Below are 25,246 nucleotides of genomic sequence, written 5' to 3'. Positions count from 1 at the left end.
TCCGTGAACAGTTTATCGGTTAATATTAAAAGTGAATAGAGGAGCATTTTCATGAAACTAAAATCAGTTTCAATGGTATTCTGGATTGCACTTTCTATCTGTGTAATCTTTGTCGCTTTTGGTGCAATCGTGCCGGAAGAGACCGAACAGGTTACAGGAAACATTACGGCGTTCATTTCCACATATTTCAGCTGGTACTACTTATTATTGATCATGATAATATTGGCCATCTGTGTATACTTATTATTTTCCCGTTACTCAAGCATCAAGCTGGGCAAAGAGGATGAGGACCCCGAGTTTTCACTGCCTTCCTGGTTTGCGATGTTATTCAGTGCGGGTATGGGAATCGGACTTGTCTTTTGGACAACGGCAGAACCGATCAGCCATGCTTTCACAACGTCGCCGGTATCAGAACCGGGCTCTGCCGCTGCGGTCGATGAAGCATTGCAGTACTCATTTTTCCATTGGGGTATCCATGCATGGGCGGTGTATGCGATTGTCGCTCTGACATTTGCCTACTTCAATTTCCATAAAGGCTATCCGGGTCTTGTCAGTGCGACTTTGACACCGCTGATCGGTGAAAAATGGGCACAGGGTTTCTTCGGTAAGATGATAGATATTTTAGCTGTCATCGCGACAGTGACCGGTGTTGCGGCGACGTTGGGATTCGGTGCAATGCAGATTAATGAAGGGCTGGGCTATCTTTTTGATATTCCATCCAGTTTCCCGGTTCAATTTGCTATCATCGCAGGTTCAACCGTACTTTTCACATGGTCTGCATGGTCAGGCATTGATAAAGGCCTCAAACGGTTGAGTAATTTGAACATGTCGCTCGCCTTTGCAATTTTACTCTCATTATTCATCATCGGCCCGACGCTCTATATTTTAAATTCGTTTACGAACTCGGTCGGAAATTATATTACTGACTTCTTTGAAATGGGAATGCGTCTCCCGATGAATGACGAAAGTCAGATGAGCTGGGTTGCCGACTGGACGATATTTTACTGGGCATGGTGGGTATCATGGGCACCGTTCGTCGGTATTTTCATTGCCCGTGTGTCCCGCGGCCGTACAATCAAGGAATTTATCATCGGTGTGCTGATCGTGCCTTCAGTGGTCATGTTCATATTTTTTACAGTGTTCGGTGCTTCGGCGATCAACCTTGAATTGAACGGTATTGCCCAAATTTCGGAATATGCCACAGAGACGGCCACCTTTGCCATGCTGGAACAATATCCGCTTGGCTACTTCATGAGCTTATTTACAGTGCTGGTCGTTGTTATATTCTTTGTGACATCGGCCGACTCGGCCACATTCGTGCTGGGTATGCTGTCAACAAAAGGCAGTATAAATCCGGCGGGCTTTGTCAAAGTCAGCTGGGGTATCATTTTATCGGCATTCGCAATCATCATGATCTACACCGGAGGAGTGCAGTCCATTCAAAATATGCTGATTGTCGCGGCACTGCCGTTCTCGCTCGTCATCATACTCATGACATGGTCGCTCTTCATCTCCTTGAGCAGGGAAAGACCGAGGTATAATAATCCGGGCAATAGAAAGCTTTTCATCAAGAAGCAGGATCAGGACTGATAAATTTTAAGCCCTTCAGAAACGGAGGGCTTTTCTTAATGGCCGGATACATATAATATACAGGATAAGTTAAATTCCAATCTGAGGGGAATGCCATGGTTATTACCGAAACATTGATTTCAGCCGTCATTCTGGCCGTCAGTGCAGTGTTCGGCAGCATCATTTATATTATGCTGAATGAAGCCGCTAAAAGTAAGAAGAAGGAAATACTGGAGGAGCTGCTGTCGCAGTTCATCAATCTGATCATTTTCATATATATCATAAAGATCATATTGAATCTGGATGTCTTTCTGGAGGACCCTCTGGCGGTGCTTGCCTATCCGAGTGACTCCGCGGTATTTTATGCGTCACTTGTCATCACTGCGGCTGTCATCATTTATAAAAATTTAAAAGGCAGGTTGGATTTAAAGGAATTTTCAGATGGGATGATCACTTTATTTTTAACATCATCGATGATGTACGAGTTCATACACTTCATCATTTATGATGATACATATGCATTTGTTTACTTTATAGTACTCGCTGTTTTATTTCTGGTATTCTATGTACTTTACAACCGGATTGAAAAGAGGTATTTGCTGATCACTGCTGTGTTGTCATGGACTGTCGGCATCGTTGTATTATTTTTTGTTTACGGCACAGCGACGGCCTTTGGCTATACAATGCGGCCATGGTTTGCCGTGCTGCTTGCGGCGGGTGTGACAGTGCTGATTACGACCGCATATGGTTCGTCCCGAAAAGATGAAAAGGAAGTTGACCGATGAAAAAATATATCATTATCGCTGTAGTTGTGGGTATGCTGGGCTGGTCGTTCTATGAATTTTTCGGTTCATCGGACAATGACACTCATCAGGAAGATGCAGGACTGGCGCCCGGGCAGACTGCGCCCAACTTTGAAGTGGATACGCTTGAAGGGAACACTGTAAAATTGTCTGATTTCAGGGGAGAGCCTGTCATCATCAATTTTTGGGCGACATGGTGCCCGCCGTGCCGGGCTGAAATGCCTGACTTTGAAAGATTATATAACGAAGAGGATGCTGTCATTTTGGCGATGAACCTGACCCATTCTGAAAACAATATTGAGGGTGTTTCGGGTTTTGTAGATGAACTCGGTCTGACGATGCCGGTACTTCTGGATGAGGAAGGGACGGTGGAGGACAGCTATCAGCTGTCTGCCTATCCGACGACCTACATGATCGATTCTGAAGGTGTGACACAGTATGTGGCGAGGGGCGCAATCAACTACGAAACGATGTACAGGGAGTTTATGGTTCTGGAATAGGAAAAGCTGATGGAATATGTTCCATCAGCTTTATTATCTTTCTATAATATCTCTGACCAGCGGTTCAGGCAGTTCCGTATGTTCTTTAATGAATTCTGCGATGCCCTGGTCTTTGATCATCTCAGTCATCCGGATCTGTTCCGGGTCGTCCAGGTTATCAAACTGCAGTGCATATGAAACGAGTTTTGCCAGTGTATCATGTTTCAGGTTGTTTTCGTAAAGCTGATCGTGGTTGATCGCATTGTTCAGGAACAATACTTTTGCCGGTTCGATGAATATGCTGACCAGCGGCAGGACACCCCAGCTGATGATTAGGTCCACGCCCTGGCCGAGAAGTTGTTGACCAGCATCTCGAGACCCTGTCTCGTTCTTGGAACAAGGAATTCATCGACTTTCTTCATTAAATAACCACTTAACGGACCCATGATCATGGCACCGAGAAGCATCGGTGAATCTGCGGCGGCGATGATACCCATCGTCGCTGTCGCACCGACGACACCACCGCGCATGTCATGGACAAGACGGCCCCCTGAAAATGCGATCAGGAGCGGTAACAGGTAAGTGATCATCGGGTCGACCATACCGGCGATGTTCTCGTTAGGTAAAAAGCCGTCTTCGATGAAGAGTGCCGTAATCAGCCCCCATGCGATAAATGCTGCGATATTCGGCATGATCATACTGCTTAGAAAAGAACCGAAAGCCTGAGCCTTGCGCTGAATACCGCCTGAACGTTTTGTTTCTTCTGCCATTTGTGTCACCCCTTCAAATAATTTTTATGGTATCTCCATTTTAAAATCTTTCCTATATATAAACAATCACAGCCCGGTTCGGGTTTGGCACAATGTTTGTGACAAAAATGGAGGTGAAGAAAGGAGCGTTTCCCTTATCAGGGATACGCTCCTTGTCGTGTTTTCTATTTATTTATAAAAATCTTTTCTATGTCCGGTCAAGGGGTCAAGCCCAATTGAGAGGCCATTTCTTCAAAAGACACGGATTCATCTTCATTTAAATGTTCAGCCATTGAATTGTCATACAATTTGACATCAATTTCATTCTCAATTTTTTCCAATACCGAAGTTCTGATTAGTGATGATACGCTTATATCATACGTTTCAGCAAACTCTTTGATCAATGCTTCTTCTTCAGGGGACATTCTTACAGATAAAGTCATAGTTGATCACTCCCGTCTTTGTAATATACTGTATTACAAAGTTGGTTTGGAGTAAATTGAAAGGTATTTATTAGAAAACGACTGTAAAATCACATTAATCCGTAAACCGGAGCAGATAGCCGTCGGGGGTCCGGTATCAGCTTGTTGAATTCCATTTTTTTCACCTCGGTATTATAATTTTTATTTTGTTTCAAACAGACTTCTTTGATGACATGCAATGTGTTTTTGGCAGTTAATAGTGTATAATTAAGGGTAATTATACAACTTTATAATACGGGTTTAAAATCATAACAGGGGGGATGCGTATGAAAATCGTCATAAGAATATTACTGAGTCTGGTTGTACTTATCATTGTTCTCGTTGCCGCGGTATTTGCTATGCGTTTTTATAACACACAGAAGTGGGGATTTGATGGGGACATGGAAGATGTGAATGACCTTTCAATTTATCCGGAGGTATTTGAAGGCGGTACGGTTGAACATTTTGAGCACGGTGCGGCCAATGGCTTTCATTTTATACCGGATGACCCAAATGATGCGGAACCGATTGCGGTCTTCGGCGGATCGGAAGGCAGTCCGAACACGGATACTGCTGAATTTCTTGCAGAAAACGGATATGAAGTCTATGCGATGTTCTTTTTTGGGGCGGACAACCAGGTGGATGAACTGAACAGGGTACCGCTGGAGTTTTTTGGAGATTTCCTGGAGTATGCAGATCTCGCCGGCACTGATATCACATTGCTCGGTGCCTCGAAAGGTGCTGAGCTCGGACTGGTGCTCACTAACTATTATGATGAAATCAATAATCTGATATTATACACACCGTCGAGTTATATCTTTATGGGACTGTCATTTGAAGGGGATATGGCGTCATCATGGACATATGATGGTGAAGAGCTGCCCTATATCGATCTTTCACAGTCCGATTTCGGAGCGTTTGCACGGACGATGTTTGACTTTGCTGTATTGAATCCTGTGAAGTACCGGGAAACATATGAATCAGCCGTAGAAATGAATGATAATTCTGAAGCGGCGAGGATCGATACAGGTAGTTTTGACGGACAGGCCCTGCTGATTGCAGGCGGGGACGATGCAATGTGGCAGGGTGATGTCATGGCAAAACAGATCGGAGAGGACCTGGGTGACAATGCACAGGTGGAAATCTTTGAAGATGCCGGGCATCTGTTCCTCGGGCCGACGGCGCTTGCCGGAATGATGATGGGCGGTACGGAGGAAGCGAACGTCCAGGCGGGTGAAGACAGCGACCGGATGGTGCTTGAATTTCTGGAAGAGAATGCGGTGAACTAGTATATTTCCGTACAGAAAAGTAAAGCCCTTCCCACTCGAAGAATGGGAAGGGCAATTTATTTAACAAGTCAATTATAGCATATAAAATCGACGATAATAAGACTGCACATTCTGCCGGAATCATTGTATGATAAGCAATGCATTTATATAAAAAGGAGCGGTATGATGGGGAATGAATTTGAACTTGAAGTGAATCATCTGAAATTTACGGTGAACTTCTTAAAAGCATACAACGCGAGTTTGAATCAGCAGCAGAACAAAACCTCGGCTGATATTTTAGAAACGCGGAAAATGCTCAACGATGATGTATCCAACACATTCGATTTTGAAGACGGAAATGTCATGGATTTCATTTCGATGCTGCCTGAAATGCGCATGACGGAATCGAATTACAACCATATTGAAAAGATGCTGGACGTCACTTCACGCATGATTAAAAAGCCGTACTTCGGCAGGCTGACAGCGGACGGTGAGCCGGTCTATATCGGCAATGCGACCATCCAGGACAACAATCAGGATATATTGATCTACGACTGGCGCTCACCGGTTGCGAGCCTCTTTTATGAAAACAGGATCGGGGAGCTGTCCTACACGATACCGGACGGTTCGAAAATAAAAACCGATGTCTCACTGCGCCGGCAGTTCCAGATTGAAAACAGCGAAATGCAGAAAATGTTCGACAGTGATTTATACATCGGGGATGAAATGCTCCAGCAGCTGATTACGGATTCATCACGGGCGAAATTGAAAAATATTGTGGCAACGATTCAAAGTGAACAGAATATCATCATCCGTCAGCCTTTGAGTCAGAATACGCTTGTCTACGGGCCGCCGGGAAGCGGAAAGACTTCGCTTGCGATGCAGCGTATTGCATATTTGATGTTCACATACAGAAAACAGCTGAAAGCGGACAATATACTGCTGATGTCACCGAACGAAGTGTTCAATGACTACGTCTCCGACGTGCTGCCGGAGCTTGGTGAGGACAACGTCAAAAATATGACATTCTACCGTATGCAAAAAGAGATGCCGTATTTCAACGGCCGCCAGTTCGAGTCCCTGGCTGATAACATTCAGAGGCTGAACAGCGAGGACGGTTCTGCGTACCGTTATAAAACATCGAAAGGGTATTTCGAGGATCTGAAACAGTATATGGACACGCTCGGCGAGGACGGAATGTACTTCAGAGATCTTAAGTACGGCACGAAGACCTTTATTGCCAAAGAGATGATTGAAAAAGTGTTTTATAATAATCTGTCACAGCATCCGGTGCCCCGCCGCCTGCATAAGATCTATGAATATTTACTCGATATGTATCAGCGAGAACTGAAGTGGCTGACAAACAGGAAATATAAAGAGCTGGATAAAACACGTGAGTATATCGGGGAAAAGGAAGAGCTGCAGAAAATGGCGAATGATTATGCAACGAAAGCACTGGCGAGAGTGCACCAGCAGATCAAAAGGTTCCGGTTCGTCCAGCTTGAAAAGATTTATGTCAGATCGATCACCGATAAAGCAGTCAGAAGTGAAACGATAGAAAACGTCAAACGCAATAACTTCATGTATGAAGATCTTGCGCCGTTGATGTATTTGTACATTCATATCCTTGATGTCTCCGACAAGAAGATGCGGCATGTGATCGTGGATGAAATTCAGGATTATTCGAATATCCAGTATGCCGTGATGACGGATTACTACGGCAAAGCGACATTCACCAGCCTGGGTGATAAAAATCAGCAGATCCATCCGGTCGGCAGTGAAGCACTGGATGTTCAGGACCATCATATGATGACACTCCGGAAATCGTACCGTTCGACAAATCAGATCAATGATTATCTGAATACGATCGTGCCGGGCGGCATAGAATCCGTGTCCGTCGACGGGCAGGAGGTGCAGTTCATCAATGCGGCGGATGAAGCAGGGTATATCAGAGAGATGATTGCTGATAACCTGCCGGAGCAGATGGCGGTCATTACGCCGTCAAGAGAAGCGGCGGATGAAATGTATGAGCAGCTGAAAGATGATATTCCGGGTTTGAAAAATCTGCAGGAAGTCGACACCATTTATAACCAGGACTATCTGGTGCTGCCCTACTATTTATCAAAAGGCTTTGAGTACAACACTGTCATCATTACCGAATCGGAATTCTATGATGATCTGCCGCTGATCAAATATGTATTGGCATCACGTGCAACGAGGAATTTGTATTTGATTGACTGAGTGGAGTGGTTTGTCAGTCACTGGGAGTTGTGGGTGACTGAAAAGAGTTGATTGTCAGTCACTGGAGATGCTGAGTGACTGAAAAGAGTGGATTGTCGGTCACTGGGAGTTGCGAGTGACTGAAAAGAGTAGATTGTCGGTCACTGGAGATGCTGAGTGACTGAAAAGAGTAGTTTATCAGTCACTGGGAGTTGTGGGTGACTGAAAAGAGTGGTTTATCAGTCACTGGGGATGCTGAGTGACTGAATTAAGTAGTTTGTCAGTCACTGGGAGTTGTGGGTGACTGAAAAGAGTAGATTAACCCCCGTATTTCACATTCCTCTGGATTCTCTCTAGTGTACCGAGTATGCTGAGTGCGGCAAGTGCGCTCGTTTTCGGATTTTCAGGCAGCGGTTCATTTTTAATTGTCAGTTCCGCTTCGCCGAAATCGCCGGATACTTTTATCTGGTGAATGTTCCTATCCGCTTCGGGATCGGCTATCAACCGAACATCTGTCTGATCAATTCCCAGACCGGCCAGTGATAAAATAATGGAGACGTTCATATTTTTCGGGAATTTTTCAATCGCATCGGCTGCTTTGCCTTCGAAAACCGTTTTTTTCTCCGTGATATGGTCATCTGTGAGTGAATGCGCCGGTTTTCTTGTAATCAGTTCGACTTTTTCCAGGTTGTTGGATATTTTCACATTCTGAATCAGATCCAGTCCGCCGACTGCACCGGATGGAAGGTGGAGCTGATGATTATATTTTTCGGTAAGGCGGGCGGCCTCTGACAATAATGATTCATCGACCAGTGCGCCGACGCTGATCAGCATTAAATCTTTTTTCTTCAGAACATCCGGCAGCACGGCCCGTACCGTCTGGACATTCGCAGCTTCAACAATCATATCGATATCAGACGACAGGAATTCATCAAGGTCTGTGTACAGCTTGACGTCATACTGGGACTCAAGCGCCTTGTATTTTTCCTTGTTTCTAACCAGAATATTTTTGATGACCAGTTCGGGATGGCGATCTTTATTGATTGTTTTCAGCAGATACTGGCCGATGGCGCCAGAACCGATTAAACCTATGTTCATATTATCTCCTCCGTATATAATCTTCACAAATGAATTTAGAAGTTTTTAAATAAACGCCGCGTCAAACGAAGAAAATTGTCAAATTATACCTGTCTAAAACGTATTCATCACCGGCGGGTGTTTTATTATCATCATATTCATGTTATCATGACTACGTTCCTATGTGGATAATGTCACATTTCATATATACACTTATTTTGTATCTGGGTCTGAGAAGCGGGCATAATGCGCAGTTATGCTCTATCTATGGGTCTTTTTTATTGTCAATTTTTATAGCCCGGTTCCTGGCACCAGATTTTGGAAAAATATCCGATTTTTAATGGGATAACAGGGTATGTGTGTATATATAGTGTAATTTTATAAGGAGGCTACTAATGAAAAATAAGTCAAAAGTTACACCTGTCTTTTATATTTCCCTCGCAATTGCTATTGTGTTCATTCTGTGGGGCACGGTTGCTCCGGGAAATGTAGAGACAGTTCTGGGTTTTATCAACGGTTTTATATCGAATAGCTTTGGCTGGGTCTATATGCTGGCAATGACAGGGTTCGTCCTGTTCGCATTATTCCTGGTGCTCAGTCCATACGGTAAGATCAGATTGGGTAAACAGAATGAAAAGCCACAGTACAAGTATTTTACATGGTTCTCATTCCTGTTCACTGCAGGTATGGGTGTCGGTCTCGTCTTCTACGGTGTGACGGAGCCGCTGACACATTATCATAATCCGCCGTCTTTAGAAGGTGCAGCGACCGGAGCCGGAAGAGAAGCGCTGCAATATACATTATTCCACTGGGGCTTCCACCCATGGGCAGTATACGCAGTTGTCGGTCTGTCACTTGCGTATTTCAACTTCAGACATAAAGCACCGCTGCTTATGAGTTCATCACTTGTCCCGCTGATCGGTGACCGCCGTGCAAACGGCTGGATGGGTAAAAGTGTGGATGTTCTTGCGGTATTCGGTACAATTTTCGGTATCGCAACCTCACTTGGTCTCGGTGCGACGCAGATTACTGCGGGTTTAAGCTACAGCTTTGACTTCATCGAAAACAACCTGTTTTCTCAGACGATAGTCATCCTGCTGATCACTGTTGGATTCGTCTTATCAGCATCGACAGGTCTGAACGTGGGTATCCGCTACTTGAGTATGGGTAACGTGGTTATTGCCATTTCATTGATGATCTTCGTATTCATATTCGGGTCTACAGTTACTATGTTCGAGACGTTCCTGACTAACGCGGGTAACTATATACAGAACCTGCCGAGTATGACGCTCGGTATGAACTCATTTGAGGGGGACCGAGGCTTCCTCAATGACTGGACATTGTTCTACTGGGCATGGTGGATCGGCTGGTCTGCATTCGTCGGAAGTTTCATCGCCCGTGTTTCACGCGGCAGAACTATCCGTGAATTCATTCTTGGTGTTACCGGTGTACCGGTACTGTTCAGTGCGTTATGGTTCGCAGTATTCGGCGTTGCAGGTATCGAATCAGATAACCTGATCGGAGGCGGACTGTACAATCTGATAGCAGAAGAAGGTAACGAAGTTGCATTGTTCGCATTCCTGGAAAACTATCCTGCTGCACCGCTCGTCATGGGTATCGCGATCCTGTTGATCGCATCATTCTTCGTGACTTCTGCAGACAGTGGTACTTTCGTACTGGGTATGCTGACAACAGGCGGCTCATTGAACCCGTCACTCAGAGTCAAGCTGATCTGGGGGGCAATCCTTTCAAGTACTGCACTCGTACTTCTGTTCTCAGGCGGACTGAGTGCAATCGAGATGGCAATGCTGATTGCTGCATTCCCGTTCACTCTGGTTGTCATACTGCTCGGGGTCTCGCTCTTTAAAGCGCTGAGAAACGAATTCAAGATTATAGAGCTTGAAAGAAGACAGCTCATTTATGAGCCGGGCTACCGTGAAGAGACGGAAGAAGAACTTGAAGAAAGAATCGAAGCATTCAGAGCATCACTGCCGGATCAGGTTGCACCTGATATAGAGGAAGCAGACGAAGAAGCTGTTGAGGCAGAAGATGAAACGGATGAAGAGAAAAAAGAAGATAAGTAAACAACATAAAAAGTGAGTGCCCGGGTCCGGGCACTCACTTTTTTATAATGTTTCAAATTCTTTTTCGGAAATGACCTGGATGCCGTTCTTTTCAAGCAATGCTGTCGTCACACCGACGCCTTGGATTTTATTGCCGCTGAACGTACCGTCGTATATGAAAGAGCTGCCGCAGGACGGGCTGTTTTCTTTCAGTACAACCATTGAAGGCTGAAATTCTTTGAATACATTCAGTGTCTCATAGGCGCCGTTTAAAAATTCCTCCGTGACATCTTTACCGGATGTATCCACAATTTTCGATTTCCCCTCAAGGACATCGTGACCGTCCCCGTTTTCAATTTCTGCAGGCAGCCGCGGGGTCGACAGGCCGCCGAACACTTCCGGACACACAGCAATCGCTTTTCCCTCATCCACCAATCTGAGTATCTTTTCATTGAGACTGTTGTTGCCGTCATATCTGACATTTTGACCGACCAGGCATGCACTCACCATTATCATATGATCACCTATATTATAAAAGTTATTGTAAGTATAGTATCATAATTTGAAGAAAAGGAAGTTGTATGACTTATTAATGTGCAGGTGAAATGGATGACGAATATTAAAGACAGGTTTTTCAAAGACGGTAAACTGGTGCAGATTCCAAAGAAGGAAAAGGTGAAACTTCAGTTATTTGATGAGCTGATTAAGGCATTTGACCGGAATCATGTATATAAAGAAAAAGAAGTGAATGGAATCTTGAAAGAAACTTATCCGGACTATGCTGTTTTAAGAAGATACCTGGTGGATTATCAATACTTTCAGCGTACAGATGATGGCAGTCAGTATCAGGTGAATACGGAAGTGACTTTAAAATTTTATGACGAGTCCCATTATGGAGATTTGGAGAGATATGTGCTGACTGAAGCACATGAATATTATTCAGCAGCACCGCTTGATGCTCTGAAGAGCTGTGAAAAAATTGATGAGAGACGATTGGTCCTGATCATCCAGAGGCGTCAGGTTGCAGGGGTGTTTATTTTACAGAGCGGTGATATCGTTCAGAAGTATACCAGTAATTTTGACGCGCTTGTGATGTTCAGCTACTCGGTCGACTCCACCAAGCAGGGGCGCGGCGTGGCGACATCCTCTTTCCGTGAGCTGGATGCTTTTGTGAATGAGCATTATGATAATGTTGAAGAAGTTGCGCTCGGAGTCAATGTGAAGAATAAAATTGCGCAGCATGTCTACAAAAAAGGTGGTTTTACCGCAACTGGCGATACGTTTATCGGACCTCTCGGCAGGCAGATAATTATGAGTAAGAAAATCAAGGCGTGAATGGTTTGGAATATAACGAGCTTCTTTGGAATTCCGGCCGACTTACTCGTTTTTCGAAGCCGAATCCTGATTATATTGCTGATTTCACCGGACTTACTCGCCAGCCACCATTGTCTCACTATCACTCAGATTTCCCCAGCGGCCAGAAGATTACATCCAGCACGGGGGAGTAGTGTGCGACGGCGGGCTCTCCCTCTATATCTCCGGGCAGTAATGAGTTGATCGAGTCGGGATTATAATCTATGGAGACGTCAGCGAGCTTCCATTTCAAATGATGGATGCCGATATGAAAAACTGTGCTGCGGATGGTTTGATACAGTCTGTACCGCTCAAACAGCCAGTGATCCAACGTCGCTTCTTCTGCCGGCGCAGCACTGGAAAGGATTTTATATCGTGCTTCGAAATATGCTTTATCACTGTGCTGGCGCCTGCTTGAATAGTGCACCCAGCCATGCTTCTCCTCTCTTTTCATCTTCGCTTTATAATAAGGGAGTGTAACAGTTCTAGCCCCGAGTACCGGCATGATTTTTTCGGCATCCAGACTGAAGAAATAAACCCCTGGAATCCCTTTGTGTTTAACGTAGGTCCTCACATTCAATTCCAGAAATTTATGAAAGTATGGAAATCTGGGCATGCTTCTGAGTCCCAGGTTCCGTATAAGAAAAGGGAATATGGATATCCAGGCTTTGCCGCCGTATAAATCGAGATCCAGTTCTCGAGGGATATGGGGCAGGAGATCTCCGGGATCCACCGGTATATGCATGCACACTAAATCTTCCCATCTTTGATACATCATCCACGGAAACCTGGGCAGCGGGGCGGTTCTGTGCTCGGTATAATTCAATAGACGATTCTTCATAATGAGCCTCCAATTCTTATTATTCTGTAGCCTCAAATAATGAAGTGTAAACTTCTCCCGTACATTTCAAGTGAAATATTTTTAAGTGTTCGTTCCTGCTTTCAAATGGGGATATATAAGTTGATATGGTGCCATGGAAGTACGCTGTCCCAGTGACAGTCGTCCTGTTCAGTGGAATAATATTCACCTTTATACTTTTTTCGGAAATCGGTCTTGCCAGTCCGGAGGGTATCGTTTCAGCTTGGTTCTGGCCGGTTACGGCAGGATTGGCGTTAATTACGGCAGTATTATATTTTATTGCTTTAAAGTCATGGAGTAAAAAATATGAAGGATTGATCAGGGCAAAATTTGAAGAGTTGCTGGAAGAAGAACGATGTAAAATTCTTTTAAGGCACATTACTTCCCGGTAGTGTGCCATTTACATTTAAAACCCTTTATTTCTAAAAAATTCTAACGATACATTCATTTTACATCTAAAACTGTTATAATGTCTCTAAATCAAATATAAGGAGCTTGTATATGAGAGTGGGATTGTTAATGATATCAGGTATGATTTTTGTACTTGCCGGATGCGGAGATACTTCCAGCCAAGTCCAAAGTAATATCGAGACTCTTGAAGAGTCATCACTTCAACATGAACTTCAATCATTAATCGATTATGAGATAGAACTTCAACAGGATTTTGAAACTGCACTGAGCGGGGAGGACTTATCCAATTTCAGCGATGCCTCTGCCGCAGTATTTTCAAACATTGATTCCAGAAGTGGCACACTGGATGCTTTGACGGAAAAAATGGCTACATATGAAGAGGCACAGGAAGAGTTGCAGAATCTCTCCATTTCTGAAGATGAAGCGGAGATGGGAGATGTTGTGGATTCCATGACTGAATCATTGGAATCGGTCAATGGCACGATGCAGTCATTTCTGCCGCAGTATGAAGAGGTTTTGAATCAGGAGCGTGACTATTTTAATTCACTGGGTGAGTCAGGTGCAGGTTATGAAACTTTTAAAGGCGGAATCGAAGAACTGAATGAACAACATGAGGAAATCAATGATTTTTATCATACATTGGACGAAGCCATCACTGATTTAAACACGAATAAAAACCAACTCAGAGAAATAATCAACGAAGAAGGTGACTCATAATGAGACATTTACTGTTAATTATGGTCGCCTTTTTATTAGTCGGCTGCAGCAACTCCGAAAGTCAGAGTGAAGAAGTTAATGAAGAAGAAATAGAGACTGAAGGAACAGAGACGGAAAGAACTGCTCAGGAAGAACCTGAAACAAAAGAGGAACCGGCAGAGCCTGAAAAGACTTTCTCTTATGAAGTGCACCCGGAAACCTTTCAGATCATTCCGTTGGATGACGCGGATCCCCAAGTCGCTTTGCTGACGATTGATGATGCACCGGATCAGCATGCTGTAGAAATGGCACACATTCTGAATGACATGGATGCCAATGCGATATTTTTTGTGAACGGCATGTTCATACAGGATGAAGCGGGTCAAAATGATTTAAAAGAAATTTATGATATGGGATTTGAAATTGGCAATCATACGATGACGCATCCTAATTTAGAGCAGATTGATGCCGAACAGACAAGAGAAGAAATTATTCCGGTGAATAATCTGGTCGAGGAAATTACCGGTGAAAGGCCCCAGTTTTTCAGAGCACCGTTTGGCGTGAACACGGATGCTTCCATAGAAGTGGTTGCAGAGGAAAACATGACATTGATGAATTGGACTTACGGTTATGACTGGGAGGCGGAATACCAGCAGCCGGAGGCTCTGGCAGATATCATGGTGAACACGGAATTTTTATCTGATGGTGCGAATCTGTTAATGCATGACCGGGAGTGGACAAAAGAAGCGCTGCCTGAAATTGTTGATGGACTGAGAGGGCAGGGTTTTCAATTGGCTGATCCCAAAGAGATCAGCAACGCTGCAGAGGAGATGACTGAATGAAGATTAAATATTTAATGATGTTTATTGTTGTAGTAACCTTTTCGGTGTTCAGTAACGGCAAAGTGGGGGCTGAAATGCTGGATATCGATGATGAACCGATTTTAACTTTGCCGGAAAATATACCCGGTCATTTTCTGTATGACAGCGGTGTGGAAATTTCCTATCCGGATGATGGTGTTAGAGGGATATTTGTTTCCGGCTACACTGCAGGCAGCGAACGCATGAATGAACTGATTGATTACGTAAATACATCCGGACTGAATTCGATGGTCGTCGATGTTAAAGAAGACATGGGCGATATCATGATGGAACTGCCGGTCGAAAATGATATCGCAGAGGCGAATTCTTATACTTATACGGATTCCGAGACGCTGATGTCACAGATGGAAGAGAATCAGATCTACCCGATTGCTCGTGTCGTCGTATTTAAAGATTCAAGACTCGCAGAGGCGGAACCGGAACTGTCATTTCTGAACCCTGACGGCTCGATCTGGGAAAACGGACGCGGCGAAAACTTTGTGAATCCGTTCTTACAGGAAGTCTGGGATTATAATATAGAAATTGCAGTGGAAGCGGCTAAGCTTGGCTTCAAAGAAATCCAGTTTGATTATGTCAGGTTCCCGGAAGGATTTGAATTTTACGGAGAAACTTTGGATTTTGATTTAGGGGACTATGCGGATGAAGAAGATGCCGGGACAAGAAGAGTCAATGCTGTCACCGACTTTGTAGAATACGCCGGAGATGCCCTTGAGCCTTACGATGTGGATGTTTCTGTAGATATATTCGGCTACGCGGCAACACACGGCGTTGCAGAAGGCATCGGACAGGACTTCAGTCAGATTTCAGAAAATGTGGATGTAATATCTTCTATGGTTTATCCGAGTCACTGGGGACCGGGTTCTTTCGGTATTGATGCACCGGATACAGAGCCATATCAGGTCATTGATCAATATATCCAGGCTGAGAATGAAGTGCTTGCTGCACTTGATGATCCGCCCGTCAGCCGTCCATGGCTGCAGGATTTTACAGCATCATATCTGGGCGCAGGAAACTATTTGAATTATGATGTGGAAGAAATTGAAACGCAAATTCAAGCGTTAAAAGATAACGGAGTGGATGAATTTCTGCTGTGGGACGCCTCCAATCAATATACAAGAGAGGTAAATTACGAATTGGAGTAACATTTTGTAAAAAAATTCTGAAAGTATATGTAATATGCGTTTATACCACTTTAAACAGGGGAATCGTCCCAGTAACGAATGGAGGGATATCATGAAGCAATGGGCATTTATTCCAATGTTCATATTGGTTTTAGTACTTGCTGCATGCGGAACCGGAGAAGAAGCCGGGGAGAGTGCGGATGAAGACAACGACGGCGGCGCAATTCAGGAAGCGTCTGAAGAAATTGAAGTGACGATGTACGATACGGATGAAGAGGAAATGGGTACGGCGACATTTTCTGAAGCGGATGACGGTCTGACGATTGCGCTGGAAGCGGAAGGCCTGGAACCGGGAACGCACGGCATGCATATTCATAATGCCGGCATGTGTGAAGGACCGGATTTCAGTTCTGCCGGAGATCATTATAATCCGACAGATGCATCCCACGGTTTTGACCATGAAGACGGTCCCCACGCAGGTGACCTCGAGAATATAGAAGTGGATGAAGACGGTACTGTATCGACAGAAGTGCCGGCAGAAAATGTCACGATTCTGGATGAAGAAGTGGAAACTTCACTGCATACAGAAGATGGCACAGCTTTAATCATCCATTCTGGTGAAGATGACTATGAATCACAGCCGTCGGGCGATGCCGGTGACCCGGTCGCATGCGGTGTAATCACAGAAGCACAGTAAATCGTTCGGACGGAGCAGAATCCCATGGATTTTGCTCCTTTTATATATTCTGGCATCAAAAGCATTCAATCTATCTCTCATACAGATATCCATCATCATTTATAATCATTTTACATGTATATATGTAAGCGCTTAAAATGAAGTCAAGTACAAATATTACGGCATTATTTTATGCCTCGGGGAGTGATGGTATTGACAAAGCATTATGAAGTGATCGTAGTGGGCGCGGGATCCATGGGGATGGCGGCAGGCTATTACCTGGCGGCGCAGGGTGTAAAAACATTGATGATCGATGCATTCGATCCGCCGCATGAAAACGGAAGTCATGCCGGGCAGACGCGTCTGATCCGACACGCATGCGGTGAAGGTCTGGAATATGTACCGCTTGCACTGCGTGCTCAGGAATTATGGGATGATCTCCAGGCAAAAACGAACGAACGGATTTTTATGAAAACGGGCGTCGTCACGTATGGACCGGCCGAATCGCTGTTCGTCCAGACGGCAATCGATGGCGGTCATAAATATAAGCTTAATTTTGAAACATTGTCAGCCGACGAAATCAATGCGAGATGGCCGGGCATCACTGTACCTGACGGTCAGATCGGCTGTTATGAGCCGGAAGCGGGCATGCTGTTCTCCGAGAACAGTATACGCACATTCAGGCGCCTCGCCCTGGATAACGGCGCTGAACTGAAAGTCGATTCACCGGTGATGAACATCGATATCCATGCTGACTCCGTCAAAGTGGATACGGACACAGAATCATTCACCGCAGATAAGCTGATCATCTCCGGCGGCGCGTGGAATAAAAAGATTCTCGACGACCTTGATATGAAAATAAATATCCAGCCATCCAGACAGACCATCGCATGGTTTGACTCCAACGACGAACTGTACAAAGCGGACAGCTTCCCGGGATTCTTTGCGGACGTGCCGACCGGCGTATACTACGGTTTTCCGTCCATCGACAGCGGCGGTTTGAAAATCGGCCGTTATGACAACGGGGACGATATCGACCCGGCATACTACAACAAGGAATTCGGGGCTTATGAAAAAGACGAGTCGGATATACGCGGTTTCATGAGTCAATATATGCAGGCGGCAAACGGCAGTCTCAAGGTCGGGAAAACGTGCCTGTTCACAAATACACCGGATGAGAACTTCATCATCGATAAACATCCGGAGCATGACCATGTGGCGATTGCTGCAGGATTTTCCGGCCACGGCTACAAGTTCTCGAGCGCGGTCGGCGAAGTGTTGAGTGAACTTGTCACTGCCGGTGAGACGAAGCAGGACATTTCACTGTTTAAGGCGACCCGTCCGAGCCTCCAGCCTGAAAACGAGGGTGAAGTTTATTTCAAAGCGAGAGGGAAGTGATTTTTTGCAGACGGATATTGAATTCCTGCAGTCATTGATTAAAATAGACAGTACAAATCCGCCAGGGAACGAACATAAAGTGGTGGAGCAGTTCATACAGAGAAGCGAAGCGGCAGATCTGCCGTATGAAGTGACCGATCTTTCAGAGAACAGAAGCAATTTCTCTGTGAGGCTGAAAGGCAGTGATGAAAATAAAGGACGATTGCTGTTGTCCGGCCATACGGATACCGTGAAGATCGGACAACAGAAATGGACGCACGACCCATTTGATGCTGAGATGGATGACGGCAGAATGTACGGCAGAGGAACGACGGATATGAAAAGCGGTCTCGCTGCATTGTACCTGGCTGTGGAATCACTGTATGAAGAAGGGTTCGAACCGGCAAGGGATGTGGAATTTCTTGCGACAGCGGGTGAAGAAGTCGATTCCATCGGCGCGGCGCATTATGTGAAGACAGAGGGGATGGATGATGTCGATGCGATTGTGATTGCCGAGCCGACAAGCGGAAAGGTCGTTGCCGGTCATAAAGGTGCACTGTGGATCGAAGTGTCACTGACCGGCAAAACAGCACACGGTGCGATGCCGGAAGAGGGTATCAACGCTGTCGAGGCGATGGGCAGAGTGATCAGTCTGGTCGAGAAATTGAAGGAAGAATGGCTGGAAGAAAAGGCACCGCTCGGTAAAAGCAGCGTCTCCGCGAATATGATTAACGGCGGCATCCAGACCAATGTCATTCCGGACCAGTGCACGCTGAACGTGGATATACGAACAGTCACCCCGAACGTCCATGATGACCTGTATGAGAAATTTAATGAAAGGCTGAGCAGTTTATTTTCAGGAGAGAACGAGCCGAAAGTGGAAACGAGAGTACTGCTTGACCGGGCGACGGTGGTGACGGATGAAGAAGAAAGGATCATCCAGGATGCGCTCGAAGTTTCCGGACACGGGACCATCGGCGGGGTTTCCTATTATACGGACGGCTCCGTATTGAATCCGGACAGTCAGATCCCGACATTGATCTACGGTCCGGGCATCGAAACGCTCGCACATCAGCCGAATGAATATGTGGAAGTCGAAGCATTCGAGAAATCCATCAGATTCTATAAAGAATTGATAAAAAGATACGCTGGTTAATATAAATCGACGGCAGATTCCGGGGTGGATCTGCCGTCTTTTTTGCTCTTTAACTGCAATAAGCATTGGGAAGTGCAGCTTCGGGCAGGAAATTCTAATGGGTTTTATGTATAATACTGTTCAAATGACAGGAACGGGGCGATTTTATGGAATTCAAAGATTTGAGGATTTTCCTCGGTGTCAGTGAACATGGCAGTATCAGCCGCGCAGCCAAGTCCTTGAATTACGTCCAGTCACATGTGACTTCCCGCATCAAGTCGCTTGAAAGAGAGCTCAACACCCAGCTGTTTCTGCGTCACAGAAAAGGGACGACGCTGACTTCAGAAGGCAGGAAATTGCAGAGTTATGCAGAACAGATCATGAAAACCATGAACGATATAGAGAAAGCATTCCACGATACGGAACAGCCTTCTGGGAGGCTCGATATCGGCACGGTTGAAACGATTACCAGACTGCCCGCAATCCTTTCAATGTTCCGCAGCTCCTATCCGGATGTATCACTGTCCATCGACAGCAATGTCACTGATACAATTACTGAAAAAGTCGCGGATAAAAAGCTCGACTGCGCCTTTGTTGCAGGTTTTGTGCAGCATCCTTCAATCAGCAGAGCGGAATTATTCAAAGAAAAGCTGATGCTTGTATACGGTGATAAAAATGCGACGCTGGATGAATTGAAGGAAATGCCGATGCTCGTCTTCAAACCGGGGTGCAACTACAGGAGGAACCTTGAAAGATGGCTGCATGACGAAAAGGTGAAAGATGCTGCAATCGTTGAATTCGGTACGCTCGAAACGATTCTGGGCAGTATAAAATCCGGGCTTGGAATCAGCCTCGTCCCTGAATCCACTGTAAAGGACGCCTTAAGAAGAGAAGAACTTTTCGGTTATGAACTGCCACCGGAATACAGCGAAATATCCACAGACTTCATCTGGCATAAGGAGACGTATATCACGACTGCCATGAACAAATTCATCCAGACCGTCCAGGAATACAGGGACACCCACGTATCTTGATATCTCCCGTCCAGCTGAAAATAAAAAGAGCTCCTTTTTCAGGAGCTCTTGAGTCTTAAAACAAGTTATCTGTCCCACACTCTGTGATTTTTAACGTCTTCCAAGAAATTATCCAGCTCTGTTTCAATATTCGATACACCTTTATCTTTTTCAGAGAATGACAGTTTTGCGAAAGACACATTGCCGCCGAAGCCGATGGCTTTTTTATGCTTGAATGCAATTTCCAGCTGTTCGATCACCGGCGGCTGAAGGTCTTCTTCTCCACTGATGACAATCATGGAATCGAAAAGGACAGAGTGAACAGTAGCGAGTGTTTCATCAATTGTCGTGCTGCCGATTGTGTAAATCTTATCTGAGATGAATTTGACCTGCAGACCCTTTTCTTCAAGTTTGCTTCTTGTTTCTTTAAGGGTATCTTCAGTGACGTCCGGAGTGATAATCACACCGACAGTACGGGTGTTCAGTGAGAATTTGGTATTCATCATACTGAGTGCCGGTGAGCTTTTTTCATAAGTCGACTCCTCGTTTTCAGCCGGCAGTTCTGCACCGGTCCTGTCGGCAACATATTCGGCAAGGTCACGGTCGATATTGTTCAGAAGTTTTTCAATGGCGTTATTCCTGATATCCATATCACATTTTGCCAGTTCGAAACTGAAAGCATCCGACAAGTGCTGTCGTTCTGTATCTGACAGTGAATTGAGGAACATTTTCGCCTGGCTGAAATGATCTTCGAAACTTTCACTTCTTGCGCGTACTTTATTGCCTTCAACCTTCTCCTGATAATGTTCATAGCCGCCTTCTTCGGCGCTGAGCGGTTCGGGCTGGTTATTGTTCATACGATTTTTATGATGCGCCGTCTGTCCTTTATGGATGGACATCTGACCATAGCCGTCACGCTGGTTGTTGGTGAATGGGCATATCGGACGGTTGATCGGTATCTGGTGGAAATTCGGTCCGCCCAGTCTGATCAGCTGTGTATCCGTATATGAGAATAATCTGCCCTGCAGCAGCGGATCGTTTGAAAAGTCGATGCCAGGTACGACATGTCCCGGATGGAAGGCCACCTGTTCGGTTTCCGCAAAATAGTTATCCACGTTCTGATCAAGGGTCATTTTGCCGACAATCTGTACCGGCACATCTTCTTCCGGCCACAATTTTGTCGGGTCGAGTATATCGAAGTCCATTTCATGCTCCTGATCTTCTTCGATGATCTGAAGCCCCAGTTCGAATTCTGCAGGATGGCCGTTCTCGATATTTTCCCACAGCGTCTGACGGTTGAAGTCTATATTTTTACCATTGATGATCTGGGCTTCGTCCCACAGCACCTGGTGCGTCCCCTCCACGGGCTTCCAGTGGAATTTGACGAAGCGGCTCTTGCCTTCGGCATTGACGAGCCTGAATGTGTGGACGCCGAAGCCTTCCATCATGCTGTAGCTTCTTGGAATGGCACGGTCACTCATCAGCCACATGACCATATGGGCACTCTCTGAATTTTCAGCAACCCAGTCCCAAAATGTATTGTGGGCTGAAGCCGCCTGCGGTATTTCATTATGTGGTTCAGGTTTTACGGCGTGGACGAAATCCGGGAATTTGATGGCATCCTGCATGAAGAAGACCGGCATATTATTTCCCACCAGGTCGAAATTTCCCTCATCCGTATAGAATTTTGTAGCAAAACCGCGCACATCACGCGGAATATCCATGGATCCGCGGCTGCCGCCAACAGTGGAGAATCTCACAAAGACCGGTGTTTTTTTGCCCGGTTCAGTCAGGAATTTCGCTTTCGTATATTTTTCCAGTGATTCATAGACTTCAAATTCCCCGTGTACACCAAAACCTCTGGCATGCACAATCCGTTCAGGAATTCTTTCATGGTCGAAATGTGTCATTTTCTCACGAAAATGAAAGTCCTCCATGAGTGTCGGTCCTCTTTTTCCTGCTTTAAGAGAAAATTCATCTTCACTTACAGGGAGGCCCTGGTTCGTCGTAAGCGGTGCATCCTTAGTATTATCTATCGTATCCCGCTGGTTCAGTTCGTCTTTTTTCCTGGACATTAAAAAATCCCTCCTGAAATTTTGAGTTATAAACCTTCTACCCTGAATATATGGATTTAACCTGTAATTATATGGAAAGTGCATAGAAAATTAATTTACCTGCATAAAAATATTCGCGGGAATAACGATGCGGAATGTTCTGTTTATATGAGCAGGCTGATGTATAATCAGGATAATGAGAAATTAAAAGAAGGTGTAAATATGACGAACCTTAACGAAATAAGAGATATTGTAGAAAATACAGATCACGAAACCCTTCAAAATTTTGTCGTGAATCTGCTCAATGAAGATGAAAATCTGGTAATGCGTCTTCGTCTTCTCAGTAAAAACGAATTGACGGAAGAAGATTTCGACCAGTACAAAAAAAGATATCAGGAAATCGTCAACCCCAATGTGGAAACAGGCAGTTTTGTACCGTACAGGAAAGCGATGAGAATGGAAAGGGGCCTGAATGACTTCCTGACTGAAGATGTGACGGGTCTCGTGAACAACAAGTATTTCGATGAGGCGTTTGATATTACCAAGTTGATTTTCCTCAGACTGAATAAATTGAATATCGTTGATTCCGGCGGCGTCACCGATGATATTATGCGTGAAATTTTCAGAGTCTGGCAGGCCATTTTAAATCAGGGACCGAAAACAATCACCGCCACCATGTTCAGGTGGATCATTTCAAGACGAGACCATCTGGGTGATACGACAGACCCTGACCAGTACTTGGAATTTCTAATAAATAATTTCAGGGAACCCAATCAGATGGAAAGAAAACTCCAGATCGCCGGCCAGCAGATTGAAGAGCTGGAAGATGATACACAGCCATGGTCCTATCCCGTTGATGAAGAAAGATGGGCGAAATTTTATTTGGAATTGGCAGAACAGATGGAGGACGAGGATAAAATCGAACGATTCATCGCAGAACACCTTTATTTGTTTGAAGTGAGAAACTTCGCGATAGAGCGGCATATTTCAAAAGCAGAGTATGATGAAGCGATAGAATTGTTAAAAGAAGGCAGAGCAATTGAATTTAAAAGACATGAACTGAACAGAAAATATACCATTCAGCTGAAAGAACTGTATAAAATAAAGAGAAACCGTGAAGCCTATCTCAAAGAATTGTGGCTGCTTACTACAAAGTATGAACTTCAGAGCCTCGAACCTTTCAATGAGCTGAAGGCGCAGTACAGTGAAGAAGAGTGGGCAGAAGTACGGGAAGAAATTTTTGAGACACTTCCGGAAAATGCGCGTCTTGCCGACTACTATAGAAATGAAGGCCTGGAAGAACGTATTCTCGAATATGTACAGAATTCGACATACTCCGGCGATGTTCTCACATATGAAGCCGACTTAAAAGATAAATACCCGGATGAAATGCTGGATATATATGAAAAATTCGCAAGAGGCAGAATGAAGATGGCCAACGAACGCCGGCTGTACCGTGAAATAGTTGAGTTTACAAGAGGCATGCTGGATTATCCGGACGGCAGAGATCGCGTGGATCAATTGATTGAAGAATGGACCGCAGAATACCAGCACCGTCCGGCGATGATAGAAGAACTTGAGAAGTTGAAGTGAAGTAACGACTTTTACAAACTTTGAACCACAGCGGCAACTTCTTTCTATTTTTTGTTATCGGTAAAATTATCAGGGTATTTACTGTATAATAAAAGTAAATAAACGAGAACCTTAAGGAGTCAGTTATGAGTTCAGTACAAATCGTCCCTTTGGAAAATAAACATCTTGATGAGGCAGCGCACATCATTGCAAAAAGTTTTCAGACTGAAGAGTTTGCTGTAAATACATTTGATTTCAGTGATCCAAAAACGGAGGCACTGTTTGCCGAAGTGTTGAAAATAGAACTGGAAGTATTTAAAAAGCATGATGAAAAACTAGATGTTGTGTTATATGAAGGCAGTGTTGCAGGGGTATCGACTGTGAAAGTCAGCAGTGACAGACACGGTTTCTCACATTTCAAACAAACGTTGAAAAGACTGAGAAAAGTCCTGCCGGTTGCGAAAAGGGTCAAGTATAAAAAGCTTTTCAGACTGTATAAAGCGATGCAGCAGCCTAAAAACATTCCCAAAGAAGCGATCACACTGGAAATGCTTGCAGTGAGTCCTGATTATCAGGGCAAGGGCATCGGTAAAACAATGCTGAATGCGCTTGACGACTATTCTGCAGCAGCCGGCCGGCCAATATATCTTTATACAGCCAATGCAGAAAATGTGAGTTACTATGAAAAACTGGGTTTTAAAATGATCTATTCCATTCAACAGGAAGATTTCACAGCTTTCCATATGTTAAAAGATTTGAACGATAATTAATACAAATGGGGGAAAAGTCATGAATTTTGTTTATCACATGGTACCTAAAAATATGTCGGGACATTACCTTATTCCTTTGAACAGAATGAAAGATATCGATGAGAACCTCTATGCGAGATACAACAGCAAGTATGACGATCACCCGGAGCGGGCATTTCTGATGGAAAGGGAAGTGCCGCTGCTCGACTGTCTGTGGAATGATGTGGTTCATTTTTCCACGCTGCATCCTCACCATGTTTATAAAGAATTGAAGAAGCTGGATTTGAATCTGAAAGAAAATATGAAATTTTACAAAATACCGATTGAACGTCTGGAAGATAATGAAAATGTACTGTATCGATATGAAAAGAAGTATTATAACGGGCCGGCGGAACCCATCGCTCCGGAAAATCTGGAGTATTTGAACATTGAAGATTACAGCGAACTCGAAGAACTGCCGTCGGACACACTCAAATATTTTGTCGATGAGAGTGAGAAGGATGAACGTGTCGGGATTTTCCATTATGTGCCACATGTGTTGAGCAAAGGGAAAGTCCGGATTGATGATGTGGAAATCGTGAACTGGAGCGAAGATATAGAAGATACAGTAGAAGAAGAGACCCGTCACTTTTAGGCGGGGTTTATTACCCGGGAAATAAA

General features: G+C 44.7%; 24 protein-coding genes and 1 pseudogene. 18 read left to right on the top strand and 7 right to left on the bottom strand.

The features are described from left to right. Positions 1-51: 51 nt before the first annotated feature. From BLR15_RS08270 to BLR15_RS08260, 3 genes are all read left to right on the top strand, one after another. Positions 52-1,590, top strand: a complete 1,539-nt coding sequence (locus tag BLR15_RS08270; RefSeq protein ID WP_092986488.1) for a BCCT family transporter — start codon at positions 52-54, stop codon at positions 1,588-1,590. Between the two features lie 95 nt (positions 1,591-1,685). Beyond that, complete coding sequence (locus BLR15_RS08265) at positions 1,686-2,354, top strand: hypothetical protein (protein WP_092986486.1); 669 nt, start codon at positions 1,686-1,688, stop codon at positions 2,352-2,354. Continuing rightward, complete coding sequence (locus BLR15_RS08260; RefSeq protein WP_092986485.1) at positions 2,351-2,872, top strand: TlpA family protein disulfide reductase; 522 nt, start codon at positions 2,351-2,353, stop codon at positions 2,870-2,872. Before BLR15_RS08265 ends, BLR15_RS08260 begins: the two co-directional genes overlap by 4 nt. Positions 2,873-2,905: 33 nt before the next feature. Here the strand turns inward: BLR15_RS08260 and BLR15_RS14475 are convergent, their stop codons facing one another. The 3 genes and pseudogenes from BLR15_RS14475 to relB all read right to left on the bottom strand — a co-directional run bounded on the left by BLR15_RS14475 (position 2,906) and on the right by relB (position 4,043). Next, positions 2,906-3,193, bottom strand: a complete 288-nt coding sequence (locus tag BLR15_RS14475; protein WP_407927595.1) for a hypothetical protein — start codon at positions 3,191-3,193, stop codon at positions 2,906-2,908. A 2-nt stretch (positions 3,194-3,195) separates the two neighbouring features. Continuing rightward, positions 3,196-3,621: pseudogene (locus BLR15_RS08255) on the bottom strand (PTS transporter subunit EIIC); the annotation flags it as partial. 197 nt (positions 3,622-3,818) lie between these two features. Continuing rightward, entirely contained in the window at positions 3,819-4,043 is a 225-nt protein-coding gene (gene relB, locus BLR15_RS08250; protein WP_092986483.1) for a type II toxin-antitoxin system RelB family antitoxin, read from the bottom strand. Positions 4,044-4,348: 305 nt separating this feature from the next. Between relB and BLR15_RS08245 the strand changes: the two genes are divergently transcribed. Beyond that, positions 4,349-5,350: an acyl-CoA thioester hydrolase/BAAT C-terminal domain-containing protein gene (locus BLR15_RS08245; protein ID WP_176754105.1), complete on the top strand. Its 1,002-nt coding sequence runs from the start codon at positions 4,349-4,351 to the stop codon at positions 5,348-5,350. A 165-nt stretch (positions 5,351-5,515) separates the two neighbouring features. Continuing rightward, the gene (locus tag BLR15_RS08240; protein WP_176754104.1) at positions 5,516-7,570 is read left to right on the top strand and encodes a HelD family protein; all 2,055 of its coding nucleotides are present in this window, start codon (positions 5,516-5,518) and stop codon (positions 7,568-7,570) included. A gap of 297 nt (positions 7,571-7,867) precedes the next feature. Here the strand turns inward: BLR15_RS08240 and nadX are convergent, their stop codons facing one another. Further along, positions 7,868-8,647 carry an aspartate dehydrogenase gene (gene nadX / locus BLR15_RS08235; protein ID WP_092986477.1) on the bottom strand — a complete coding sequence of 260 codons (780 nt, stop codon included), beginning with the start codon at positions 8,645-8,647 and terminating at the stop codon, positions 7,868-7,870. A gap of 374 nt (positions 8,648-9,021) precedes the next feature. On the opposite strand from nadX, the gene BLR15_RS08230 reads away from it, so the two are divergent. Further along, the gene (locus BLR15_RS08230; protein WP_092986475.1) at positions 9,022-10,710 is read left to right on the top strand and encodes a BCCT family transporter; all 1,689 of its coding nucleotides are present in this window, start codon (positions 9,022-9,024) and stop codon (positions 10,708-10,710) included. Positions 10,711-10,752: 42 nt separating this feature from the next. Here the strand turns inward: BLR15_RS08230 and BLR15_RS08225 are convergent, their stop codons facing one another. After that, positions 10,753-11,205, bottom strand: coding sequence for a 2-thiouracil desulfurase family protein (locus BLR15_RS08225; RefSeq protein WP_092986473.1), 453 nt, complete (start codon positions 11,203-11,205; stop codon positions 10,753-10,755). Between the two features lie 93 nt (positions 11,206-11,298). Between BLR15_RS08225 and BLR15_RS08220 the strand changes: the two genes are divergently transcribed. Beyond that, entirely contained in the window at positions 11,299-12,024 is a 726-nt protein-coding gene (locus BLR15_RS08220) for a GNAT family N-acetyltransferase (RefSeq protein WP_092986471.1), read from the top strand. Positions 12,025-12,145: 121 nt separating this feature from the next. On the opposite strand, the gene BLR15_RS08215 is transcribed toward BLR15_RS08220, so the two are convergent. Beyond that, positions 12,146-12,883 (bottom strand): YqjF family protein, encoded by a 738-nt coding sequence (locus BLR15_RS08215; RefSeq protein ID WP_092986469.1) that lies wholly within the window; start codon positions 12,881-12,883, stop codon positions 12,146-12,148. Between the two features lie 152 nt (positions 12,884-13,035). On the opposite strand from BLR15_RS08215, the gene BLR15_RS08210 reads away from it, so the two are divergent. The 8 genes from BLR15_RS08210 (at position 13,036) to BLR15_RS08175 (ending at position 20,232) form a co-directional block, all read left to right on the top strand. After that, positions 13,036-13,293, top strand: a complete 258-nt coding sequence (locus BLR15_RS08210) for a hypothetical protein (RefSeq protein ID WP_143003944.1) — start codon at positions 13,036-13,038, stop codon at positions 13,291-13,293. A 109-nt stretch (positions 13,294-13,402) separates the two neighbouring features. Next, positions 13,403-14,029, top strand: a complete 627-nt coding sequence (locus BLR15_RS08205; protein WP_092986465.1) for a YkyA family protein — start codon at positions 13,403-13,405, stop codon at positions 14,027-14,029. After that, positions 14,029-14,850 carry a polysaccharide deacetylase family protein gene (locus BLR15_RS08200; protein ID WP_092986463.1) on the top strand — a complete coding sequence of 274 codons (822 nt, stop codon included), beginning with the start codon at positions 14,029-14,031 and terminating at the stop codon, positions 14,848-14,850. The genes BLR15_RS08205 and BLR15_RS08200 overlap by 1 nt, the downstream gene beginning before the upstream one ends. Continuing rightward, positions 14,847-16,031 carry a putative glycoside hydrolase gene (locus BLR15_RS08195; protein ID WP_092986461.1) on the top strand — a complete coding sequence of 395 codons (1,185 nt, stop codon included), beginning with the start codon at positions 14,847-14,849 and terminating at the stop codon, positions 16,029-16,031. The genes BLR15_RS08200 and BLR15_RS08195 overlap by 4 nt, the downstream gene beginning before the upstream one ends. A gap of 91 nt (positions 16,032-16,122) precedes the next feature. Then, positions 16,123-16,707 (top strand): superoxide dismutase family protein, encoded by a 585-nt coding sequence (locus BLR15_RS08190; RefSeq protein WP_176754103.1) that lies wholly within the window; start codon positions 16,123-16,125, stop codon positions 16,705-16,707. 192 nt (positions 16,708-16,899) lie between these two features. Beyond that, positions 16,900-18,084: an N-methyl-L-tryptophan oxidase gene (gene solA, locus BLR15_RS08185; protein WP_092986459.1), complete on the top strand. Its 1,185-nt coding sequence runs from the start codon at positions 16,900-16,902 to the stop codon at positions 18,082-18,084. A gap of 4 nt (positions 18,085-18,088) precedes the next feature. Further along, positions 18,089-19,219 (top strand): M20 family metallopeptidase, encoded by a 1,131-nt coding sequence (locus tag BLR15_RS08180; RefSeq protein WP_092986457.1) that lies wholly within the window; start codon positions 18,089-18,091, stop codon positions 19,217-19,219. 146 nt (positions 19,220-19,365) lie between these two features. Then, on the top strand, positions 19,366-20,232 hold the full coding sequence (locus BLR15_RS08175) for a LysR family transcriptional regulator (RefSeq protein WP_092986455.1): 867 nt from the start codon (positions 19,366-19,368) through the stop codon (positions 20,230-20,232). Between the two features lie 65 nt (positions 20,233-20,297). Here the strand turns inward: BLR15_RS08175 and BLR15_RS08170 are convergent, their stop codons facing one another. Continuing rightward, positions 20,298-22,286 carry a catalase gene (locus tag BLR15_RS08170; RefSeq protein ID WP_092986453.1) on the bottom strand — a complete coding sequence of 663 codons (1,989 nt, stop codon included), beginning with the start codon at positions 22,284-22,286 and terminating at the stop codon, positions 20,298-20,300. 147 nt (positions 22,287-22,433) lie between these two features. Between BLR15_RS08170 and BLR15_RS08165 the strand changes: the two genes are divergently transcribed. The 3 genes from BLR15_RS08165 to BLR15_RS08155 all read left to right on the top strand — a co-directional run bounded on the left by BLR15_RS08165 (position 22,434) and on the right by BLR15_RS08155 (position 25,220). Then, complete coding sequence (locus tag BLR15_RS08165) at positions 22,434-23,858, top strand: hypothetical protein (RefSeq protein ID WP_143003943.1); 1,425 nt, start codon at positions 22,434-22,436, stop codon at positions 23,856-23,858. A gap of 125 nt (positions 23,859-23,983) precedes the next feature. After that, the gene (locus tag BLR15_RS08160) at positions 23,984-24,607 is read left to right on the top strand and encodes a GNAT family N-acetyltransferase (RefSeq protein ID WP_092986449.1); all 624 of its coding nucleotides are present in this window, start codon (positions 23,984-23,986) and stop codon (positions 24,605-24,607) included. A 19-nt stretch (positions 24,608-24,626) separates the two neighbouring features. After that, positions 24,627-25,220, top strand: coding sequence for a group-specific protein (locus BLR15_RS08155; RefSeq protein ID WP_092986447.1), 594 nt, complete (start codon positions 24,627-24,629; stop codon positions 25,218-25,220). Positions 25,221-25,246 lie beyond the last annotated feature (26 nt).

This window comes from Lacicoccus qingdaonensis, assembly GCF_900101075.1.
GTDB lineage: Bacteria > Bacillota > Bacilli > Staphylococcales > Salinicoccaceae > Lacicoccus > Lacicoccus qingdaonensis.
Note: the sequence above shows the minus strand (reverse complement) of the source record. Positions and strands in the feature narration are given on the sequence as shown.

What these genes read in the sequence shown, in the direction of transcription:
- BLR15_RS08165 (WP_143003943.1), top strand. Translation starts at nt 22,434, where the DNA reads ATGAGCAGGCTGATGTATAATCAGGATAATGAGAAATTAAAAGAAGGT.
- BLR15_RS08155 (WP_092986447.1), top strand. Translation starts at nt 24,627, where the DNA reads ATGAATTTTGTTTATCACATGGTACCTAAAAATATGTCGGGACATTAC.
- BLR15_RS08215 (WP_092986469.1), bottom strand. Translation starts at nt 12,883, where the DNA reads ATGAAGAATCGTCTATTGAATTATACCGAGCACAGAACCGCCCCGCTG.
- BLR15_RS08195 (WP_092986461.1), top strand. Translation starts at nt 14,847, where the DNA reads ATGAAGATTAAATATTTAATGATGTTTATTGTTGTAGTAACCTTTTCG.
- BLR15_RS08200 (WP_092986463.1), top strand. Translation starts at nt 14,029, where the DNA reads ATGAGACATTTACTGTTAATTATGGTCGCCTTTTTATTAGTCGGCTGC.
- BLR15_RS08170 (WP_092986453.1), bottom strand. Translation starts at nt 22,286, where the DNA reads ATGTCCAGGAAAAAAGACGAACTGAACCAGCGGGATACGATAGATAAT.
- relB (WP_092986483.1), bottom strand. Translation starts at nt 4,043, where the DNA reads ATGACTTTATCTGTAAGAATGTCCCCTGAAGAAGAAGCATTGATCAAA.
- BLR15_RS08175 (WP_092986455.1), top strand. Translation starts at nt 19,366, where the DNA reads ATGGAATTCAAAGATTTGAGGATTTTCCTCGGTGTCAGTGAACATGGC.
- BLR15_RS08205 (WP_092986465.1), top strand. Translation starts at nt 13,403, where the DNA reads ATGAGAGTGGGATTGTTAATGATATCAGGTATGATTTTTGTACTTGCC.
- BLR15_RS08230 (WP_092986475.1), top strand. Translation starts at nt 9,022, where the DNA reads ATGAAAAATAAGTCAAAAGTTACACCTGTCTTTTATATTTCCCTCGCA.
- BLR15_RS08240 (WP_176754104.1), top strand. Translation starts at nt 5,516, where the DNA reads ATGGGGAATGAATTTGAACTTGAAGTGAATCATCTGAAATTTACGGTG.
- BLR15_RS08190 (WP_176754103.1), top strand. Translation starts at nt 16,123, where the DNA reads ATGAAGCAATGGGCATTTATTCCAATGTTCATATTGGTTTTAGTACTT.
- nadX (WP_092986477.1), bottom strand. Translation starts at nt 8,647, where the DNA reads ATGAACATAGGTTTAATCGGTTCTGGCGCCATCGGCCAGTATCTGCTG.
- BLR15_RS08270 (WP_092986488.1), top strand. Translation starts at nt 52, where the DNA reads ATGAAACTAAAATCAGTTTCAATGGTATTCTGGATTGCACTTTCTATC.
- BLR15_RS08225 (WP_092986473.1), bottom strand. Translation starts at nt 11,205, where the DNA reads ATGATAATGGTGAGTGCATGCCTGGTCGGTCAAAATGTCAGATATGAC.
- BLR15_RS08220 (WP_092986471.1), top strand. Translation starts at nt 11,299, where the DNA reads ATGACGAATATTAAAGACAGGTTTTTCAAAGACGGTAAACTGGTGCAG.
- BLR15_RS08260 (WP_092986485.1), top strand. Translation starts at nt 2,351, where the DNA reads ATGAAAAAATATATCATTATCGCTGTAGTTGTGGGTATGCTGGGCTGG.
- BLR15_RS08265 (WP_092986486.1), top strand. Translation starts at nt 1,686, where the DNA reads ATGGTTATTACCGAAACATTGATTTCAGCCGTCATTCTGGCCGTCAGT.
- BLR15_RS08245 (WP_176754105.1), top strand. Translation starts at nt 4,349, where the DNA reads ATGAAAATCGTCATAAGAATATTACTGAGTCTGGTTGTACTTATCATT.
- BLR15_RS08160 (WP_092986449.1), top strand. Translation starts at nt 23,984, where the DNA reads ATGAGTTCAGTACAAATCGTCCCTTTGGAAAATAAACATCTTGATGAG.